Source organism: Exiguobacterium marinum DSM 16307, assembly GCF_000620845.1.
Classification (GTDB): Bacteria; Bacillota; Bacilli; order Exiguobacteriales; family Exiguobacteriaceae; genus Exiguobacterium; species Exiguobacterium marinum.
The window spans coordinates 2,554,418-2,561,161 of the sequence record NZ_KK211189.1; the positions used below are offsets into that span (position 1 = coordinate 2,554,418).

A 6,744-nucleotide genomic window follows, 5' to 3' on the forward strand; every position below is an offset into this window, starting at 1 on the left:
GTTCTATTTCCGACGTTCAATCTGAAGTCGATATGCTCCCCAATGTTCCTTCAACTCGTCGTGATCGATCAGTTTCCAAGGGTTGAAACGAACTTGACCATGTTTGTTGAAATAGAGTCCATCTCTCACACAGTAACTCGCATGAATCAGTTGCCCTTGGTCGTTCCAAAACGTCAGGACGTCATTCGACCTTGGCGCATCATCCTTCACGGTTTCGTACCCACTTCGCTTTAGTGTCTGAAGGAATGTCTCCGGATGAACCCATTGGTGAACGATTTGTTCGTTTCCTGTGACCGCAAACAACGTCGCTGCGAGACAGTTACTTCCCTCCTGGATTGGAAACCGATTTGCATAGTCCGCAAGATACGAGGCAATCGAGTCATCACAGGGTTCCCCTTCCCAACGATCCCACTCCTTCGCATAGTCGAGCAGAAGAGAATGACGCATCTCGATGTCGAGAGCATTCCAATTTTGCGAATGCAAGACGATTACATGCGTGCCGTCCTTCTCTACAATCGCCTCATTCGATAGACGTTTCATCTGCTCGTCCGATATCGGCAAAACGAGACCGCGATTTGTCATCACTTGATATTCCAATAGACGTGTTTTGACATGACCCTGCAACTCCGCCAAAAAACCAGAGAACGCATGGATGATATGGGTCACCTCCTGACCCATCTGCCATGTCACATACGGATTCGTAATTCCAGGTCTTCGGTAAATAGGATGAGTGACAAATTCTTGTCTCGGGATAATAAGACAGGAAACCGGTAAGTCATCGAGGAACGAGGAATCAATCCAATACAATGTTTCCTCAGGTACGAATGAATGACACCATGCTTCCATCACATCAAAGGTCGGTTCAAAGCATTCTTTCATAAGATGATATCTCCGACAGAATTAAACAAGCGAAGGACCGACCAACCTAACCCACTGATCAACGTCGCCCACATAACGGCCTGCATGAGCAATAAGCCGATGGCACGTGGGACAGACATCGATTGGCTTACTTGCCAGACATAGTAAAAGAGATACATCAAGAGCGTTCCTACGAGGACGGCGATGACGGCGAGTAACGTGTTCAAAAAGAGAAAGCTGATTCCAGACCCGATGAGGAAGATGATGGCCCCAGGTTTGAGCCGATGAAGTGACGTCCCATTCGTCTCCCGCGCAAAAAAGGCGAAACCGAGTTGATTGAACGTATCGGCAACCAACTTGAATGCGCTAAACAACATAAAGAAAATCGTGAAGAATACGACGAGCACAAGCACTTTTGTCTCTTGCACGGATAACAGTTCGATGATTTCACTATATACGCCAATTTGATTCAGCCATTGGATCACATACTCGGATGTCGCGATCGCAAGTGACGTGGAAAACAAAATAATTCCGATGAGTGGGGCATAGCTCAGTAAGTACACATTCGTTTTCATGTTCCTTCTCCAATTTCACAGTAATTTCTTATATTCAGTGCAATTCTACTAACAAGTATATTATACTATTCATAGTTATGGAGAATAAAAGGGGGATTTTTGGATGGGCCTATTATTGATGGTTGGAATCAGCGTCGTCTTCCTCTCAGCAATTTTGACAGCTGGATATAACCGTAAACCTGAGGGTAACGAATAAGAGCCGGGATTCTTACGAATCCGGCTCTTTTTTATTTCAACCCTGCGTATCCTTGTTGGCGAAGGGCTTCATATACAATGATGGCCGCCGTATTCGATACATTCAATGAACGGACGAGATTCGATTGCGGCAGGCGGATGCAACGATCTAAATTGTTCTCGATGACTTCCATCGGCAAGCCTTTCGTTTCACGACCAAAGACGAAGAAGTAGTCACCTTCTACATCAGAGACGTCTAAATCACTCGGATATTGTTCCCCGTACTTCGTGATATAAAAGAACTGTCCATCCGGATGCTTCTCCCACAGTTCTTCTAACGAGTCGTGATAACGGACATCGACAAATTGCCAATAGTCGAGACCGGCGCGCTTTAGCATCTTATCGTCCGTCGAGAAGCCGAGCGGACGAATCAGATGAAGGACCGAGTTCGTCGCCGCACACGTACGTGAGACGTTCCCAGTATTTGCTGGTATTTCTGGTTGAAACATTACGACATGAATCGCCATGATTGATTTCCCTCACTTTTTCATTTCAAATTCTAGAAGACGTTGTTTCTCGGACAACCCTCCCGCAAAACCGACAAGCTTTCCACTGCTTCCGATAACGCGGTGACATGGAAAGAGAATCGGCAATGGATTCCGATTGAGTGCTTGACCGACGGCGCGAACGGCTTTCGGTCGCCCAATTTGCTCGGCAATTTGTTTATATGTTCGTGTCTCGCCATACGGAATGGTCAATAAAGCATCCCATACGTCCTGTTGAAATGGTGTACCGTTCATTTCAACGTAGGCACGATCTGCTTCTTGAAACCCTGTCTGCTCGACTCGCAACATGAGATCTCGCAACCATTCAGGTGCTTCTTCTTTCGGTTCATGCGTCGTGAACTCAAGAGCCGTCAGCTTGCCTGCTGCGTTTAATTCATACGCTAACGGTCCCCATTTAGACGACACGATCTTCATGTGCCCACTCCTCTCGATATATGCGAATCTCTTCATGTACCATGTCAGACGCTTCATTCTGTTCAATCTCTTCAAACATCGAATCGGCATCCGGTCCGAGAATCGCACCGATCGCCCACACCGCCGTCGCGCGCATATCTTCTCGTTCATCCTGTTTGATGAATTCCCGTAAGATTGGAATCGCAGAAGGTTCCCGGTAATGCGCGAGTGCTAAAATCGCATTTCGTTGAATCGGTTTCTTCCCACGCCAAGCGCCCGACAAATGTCCGAACTTTTGTTTGAACTCCCGGTTACTTAATGCCAAAAGCGGCTCTAAGAGCGGTTTGACAATCTCAGCTTCCGGTAACAATTCTTCATGGTGGCGCCAGTCTTTTTTACGATTGTACGGACAGACTTGCTGGCACGTGTCACATCCATATAGGCGACCGCCAAGTTTCGACCGAAACTCCCTCGGCATCAACGTCTTCATCTGTGTGAGATAGGCGATGCAGCGCTTTGCATCGAGGACACCCGGCTCCACAAGGGCCGTCGTCGGGCAGGCCGTCATGCATTTATCGCAATCTCCGCATCCGTCTTCAATCGCTTCATCCGGCGGCAAGTATGCATCTAAAATCATTTCACCTAAATAAAGATAGGATCCCTTCTCAGGAGAGATGATGGAACAGTTTTTTCCACTAAACCCGATTCCCGCACGTTCTGCGACAGCTCGGTCTACGAGTTCACCCGTATCGACCATCGAACGCGTCCGCACGCCTGGAACCAATTCTTCGATATACGCTTGGAGTTTTGCCAACCGATCGCCGACCGCCCGATGGTAATCGAGTCCCCACGAAGCACGAGCAAACAATCCTCGTCTCTCGCCGGCGACACTACGGGGCGCATCCTTTAATTTACTTGGATAGGCGATGGCGATCGCAATGATTGATTGAGCTTCTTCAAGCAGGAGTTCAGGATTTGTGCGTTTCTCTAAATCCGGTTCTTCGAATCCTGAGGCAAATCCTTTCTCTTGTTGCCGAATAAGTCGTTGTTTCATGACGATGAACGGATCAGCTGTCGTCACTTTCAACTCGTCAATGCCGATAGTCTCGGCGTACTCGAGGATTTGTTGTTTTAATGTGTACGGGTCCATTCCGTTCACCTCCTTTATATATTTTCGCATACAAAAAATCTCTCCGCCACTCGGCAGAGAGATATGAAGCGGGTGAAGAGAATCGAACTCTCGTCATCAGCTTGGAAGGCTGAGGTTTTACCATTAAACTACACCCGCAGAAAGTACCGGTGGTCGGAGTCGAACCGACACTCCAGAGGAACACGATTTTGAGTCGTGCGCGTCTACCAATTCCGCCACACCGGCATATTATGTTGGAGGCGCCAGTCGGAATCGAACCGACGATAGAGGAGTTGCAGTCCTCTGCCTTACCACTTGGCTATGGCGCCAAAAGTCATTGGAGCGGAAGACGGGATTCGAACCCGCGACCCCGACCTTGGCAAGGTCGTATTCTACCACTGAACTACTTCCGCAAAATGGCTGGGCTGGAAGGGATCGAACCTACGCATGTCGGAATCAAAATCCGATGCCTTACCACTTGGCTACAGCCCAATAATAATGGGGCGACTGAAGGGAATTGAACCCTCGAATGCCGGAATCACAATCCGGTGCGTTAACCACTTCGCCACAATCGCCATGATGAAATTAAAACAGGGGCAGCAGGAATCGAACCCGCGCTGACGGTTTTGGAGACCGTAGTTCTACCGCTAAACTATGCCCCTAAGTGGTGGGGGGGGGCGGATTCGAACCGCCGAACCCGAGGGAGCGGATTTACAGTCCGCCGCGTTTAGCCACTTCGCTACCCCCCCACATATATGGTGGCTTTGGACGGAATCGAACCGCCGACACAAGGATTTTCAGTCCTTTGCTCTACCAACTGAGCTACAAAGCCATATGTAGTATGATTGATTTAAAAATAAAAATGGCGGTCTCGACGGGATTCGAACCCGCGATCTTCTGCGTGACAGGCAGACATGTTAACCCCTACACCACGAGACCGGACAATAATTGCGGGGGCTGGATTTGAACCAACGACCTTCGGGTTATGAGCCCGACGAGCTACCAGACTGCTCCACCCCGCGACGATATAAAATTAGATGGTGACCCGTACGGGATTCGAACCCGTGTTACCGCCGTGAAAGGGCGGTGTCTTAACCGCTTGACCAACGGGCCATTACATATTTGAAAAACTGGCGGAGAGCAAGGGATTCGAACCCTTGAGACGGTTTTGCCGCCTACACGAATTCCAATCGTGCTCCTTCGGCCACTCGGACAGCTCTCCAAAAGAGAAAGTGGCTCCGCAAGTAGGATTTGAACCTACGACCTACCGGTTAACAGCCGGTTGCTCTACCACTGAGCTATTGCGGAACGATCTTGCCTGGCAACGTCCTATCCTCACAGGGGGAGATCCCCCAACTACTTTCGGCGCTGAGACGCTTAACTTCCGTGTTCGGCATGGGAACGGGTGTGGCCGTCTCGCTATCGCCACCAGACAAGTATTATATTAACATTATTTATCGATAATGTCAACATATTTTAGAGAGATTGTTCTCTCAAAACTGAGGATTCATCAACACAAACCATAGACTAGATCAAAGCCTCGACCGATTAGTATCATTCAGCTCCACGTGTCACCACGCTTCCACCCATGATCTATCTACCTCATCGTCTCTGAGGGGTCTTTCTTGATTGCTCAAAGGGAAATCTCATCTCGGAGGGGGCTTCATGCTTAGATGCTTTCAGCACTTATCCCGTCCGCACGTAGCTACCCAGCGATGCTCCTGGCGGAACAACTGGTACACCAGCGGTGCGTCCATCCCGGTCCTCTCGTACTAAGGACAGCTCTCCTCAAATTTCCTGCGCCCACGACGGATAGGGACCGAACTGTCTCACGACGTTCTGAACCCAGCTCGCGTACCGCTTTAATGGGCGAACAGCCCAACCCTTGGGACCTACTCCAGCCCCAGGATGCGATGAGCCGACATCGAGGTGCCAAACCTCCCCGTCGATGTGGACTCTTGGGGGAGATCAGCCTGTTATCCCCAGGGTAGCTTTTATCCGTTGAGCGATGGCCCTTCCATGCGGAACCACCGGATCACTAAGCCCGACTTTCGTCCCTGCTCGACTTGTAGGTCTCGCAGTCAAGCTCCCTTCTGCCTTTGCACTCTTCGAATGATTTCCAACCATTCTGAGGGAACCTTTGGGCGCCTCCGTTACTGTTTAGGAGGCGACCGCCCCAGTCAAACTACCCGCCTGACACGGTCCTCCAGCCGGATCACGGCTGCGAGTTAGAGACTCTATACGCAAAGGGTGGTATCCCAAGGGTGTCTCCACCGAAGCTGGCGCTCCGGCTTCACAGACTCCCACCTATCCTGTACATCGCGTACAAAGCCTCAATATCAGGCTGTAGTAAAGCTCCATGGGGTCTTTCCGTCCTGTCGCGGGTAACCTGCATCTTCACAGGTACTATGATTTCACCGGGTCTCTCGTTGAGACAGTGCCCAAATCGTTACGCCTTTCGTGCGGGTCGGAACTTACCCGACAAGGAATTTCGCTACCTTAGGACCGTTATAGTTACGGCCGCCGTTTACTGGGGCTTCGGTTCAGTGCTTCTCTTGCGATGACACATCCCCTTAACCTTCCAGCACCGGGCAGGCGTCAGCCCCTATACTTCATCTTGCGATTTAGCAGAGACCTGTGTTTTTGCTAAACAGTCGTTTGGGCCTATTCACTGCGGCTTATGTTGCCATAAGCGTCCCTTCTCCCGAAGTTACGGGACCATTTTGCCGAGTTCCTTAACGAGAGTTATCCCGCGCGTCTTAGAATTCTCATCTCGCCTACCTGTGTCGGTTTACGGTACTGGCGCCGACCTCCTCACTAGAGGCTTTTCTTGGCAGCGTGAAATCCGGTGCTTCGCCCTACGGGCTCCACGTCACAGCTCAACCTTGGTGTCGGGCGGATTTGCCAACCCGACGGCCTTGCTGCTTGTCCGTGCACTTCCAGTCGCACGGTCACCTTATCCTTCTGCGTCCCCCCATCGTTCAAACGGTGGTACGGCGGTACAGGAATATCAACCTGTTGTCCATCGCCTACGCCTTTCGGCCTCGGC

General features: G+C 50.3%; 5 protein-coding genes, 14 tRNA genes and 2 rRNA genes (1 of these 21 running past the window's edge). All 21 read right to left on the reverse strand.

The annotated features are described in order from the left end of the window. Positions 1-3: 3 nt before the first annotated feature. Entirely contained in the window at positions 4-879 is an 876-nt protein-coding gene (locus P400_RS0113420; RefSeq protein WP_026826696.1) for a hypothetical protein, read from the reverse strand. Further along, positions 876-1,433 carry a DUF5366 family protein gene (locus P400_RS0113425; protein ID WP_026826697.1) on the reverse strand — a complete coding sequence of 186 codons (558 nt, stop codon included), beginning with the start codon at positions 1,431-1,433 and terminating at the stop codon, positions 876-878. The genes P400_RS0113420 and P400_RS0113425 overlap by 4 nt, the downstream gene beginning before the upstream one ends. 227 nt (positions 1,434-1,660) lie before the next feature. Further along, a complete protein-coding gene (trmL, locus tag P400_RS0113435; protein WP_026826698.1) occupies positions 1,661-2,134 on the reverse strand; it encodes a tRNA (uridine(34)/cytosine(34)/5-carboxymethylaminomethyluridine(34)-2'-O)-methyltransferase TrmL in 474 nt (157 codons plus the stop codon). A gap of 12 nt (positions 2,135-2,146) precedes the next feature. After that, on the reverse strand, positions 2,147-2,587 hold the full coding sequence (locus P400_RS0113440) for a methylated-DNA--[protein]-cysteine S-methyltransferase (RefSeq protein ID WP_051545997.1): 441 nt from the start codon (positions 2,585-2,587) through the stop codon (positions 2,147-2,149). Next, positions 2,568-3,716 carry a tRNA epoxyqueuosine(34) reductase QueG gene (queG, locus tag P400_RS0113445; protein ID WP_026826700.1) on the reverse strand — a complete coding sequence of 383 codons (1,149 nt, stop codon included), beginning with the start codon at positions 3,714-3,716 and terminating at the stop codon, positions 2,568-2,570. Before queG ends, P400_RS0113440 begins: the two co-directional genes overlap by 20 nt. Before the next feature lie 67 nt (positions 3,717-3,783). Next, positions 3,784-3,854: transfer RNA gene (locus tag P400_RS0113450), tRNA-Gly, on the reverse strand. 6 nt (positions 3,855-3,860) lie between these two features. Continuing rightward, positions 3,861-3,941 (reverse strand) — tRNA-Leu (locus tag P400_RS0113455). A 9-nt stretch (positions 3,942-3,950) separates the two neighbouring features. After that, positions 3,951-4,024: transfer RNA gene (locus tag P400_RS0113460), tRNA-Cys, on the reverse strand. 9 nt (positions 4,025-4,033) lie between these two features. Further along, positions 4,034-4,108, reverse strand: a tRNA-Gly gene (locus P400_RS0113465). A 4-nt stretch (positions 4,109-4,112) separates the two neighbouring features. After that, positions 4,113-4,187: transfer RNA gene (locus P400_RS0113470), tRNA-Gln, on the reverse strand. Positions 4,188-4,194: 7 nt separating this feature from the next. After that, positions 4,195-4,270: transfer RNA gene (locus P400_RS0113475), tRNA-His, on the reverse strand. A gap of 16 nt (positions 4,271-4,286) precedes the next feature. Beyond that, positions 4,287-4,357 (reverse strand) — tRNA-Trp (locus P400_RS0113480). A gap of 3 nt (positions 4,358-4,360) precedes the next feature. Continuing rightward, positions 4,361-4,444 (reverse strand) — tRNA-Tyr (locus P400_RS0113485). A 7-nt stretch (positions 4,445-4,451) separates the two neighbouring features. Further along, positions 4,452-4,527 (reverse strand) — tRNA-Phe (locus tag P400_RS0113490). Positions 4,528-4,558: 31 nt separating this feature from the next. After that, positions 4,559-4,634: transfer RNA gene (locus P400_RS0113495), tRNA-Asp, on the reverse strand. Positions 4,635-4,643: 9 nt separating this feature from the next. Further along, positions 4,644-4,717, reverse strand: a tRNA-Met gene (locus P400_RS0113500). A gap of 16 nt (positions 4,718-4,733) precedes the next feature. Continuing rightward, positions 4,734-4,808, reverse strand: a tRNA-Glu gene (locus P400_RS0113505). 18 nt (positions 4,809-4,826) lie between these two features. Beyond that, positions 4,827-4,917: transfer RNA gene (locus tag P400_RS0113510), tRNA-Ser, on the reverse strand. Between the two features lie 11 nt (positions 4,918-4,928). Then, positions 4,929-5,003, reverse strand: a tRNA-Asn gene (locus P400_RS0113515). 8 nt (positions 5,004-5,011) lie between these two features. Then, positions 5,012-5,128 (reverse strand): 5S ribosomal RNA (gene rrf / locus P400_RS0113520). A 95-nt stretch (positions 5,129-5,223) separates the two neighbouring features. Further along, positions 5,224-6,744: ribosomal RNA gene (locus P400_RS0113525) — 23S ribosomal RNA — on the reverse strand (it continues 1,392 nt past the right edge of the window).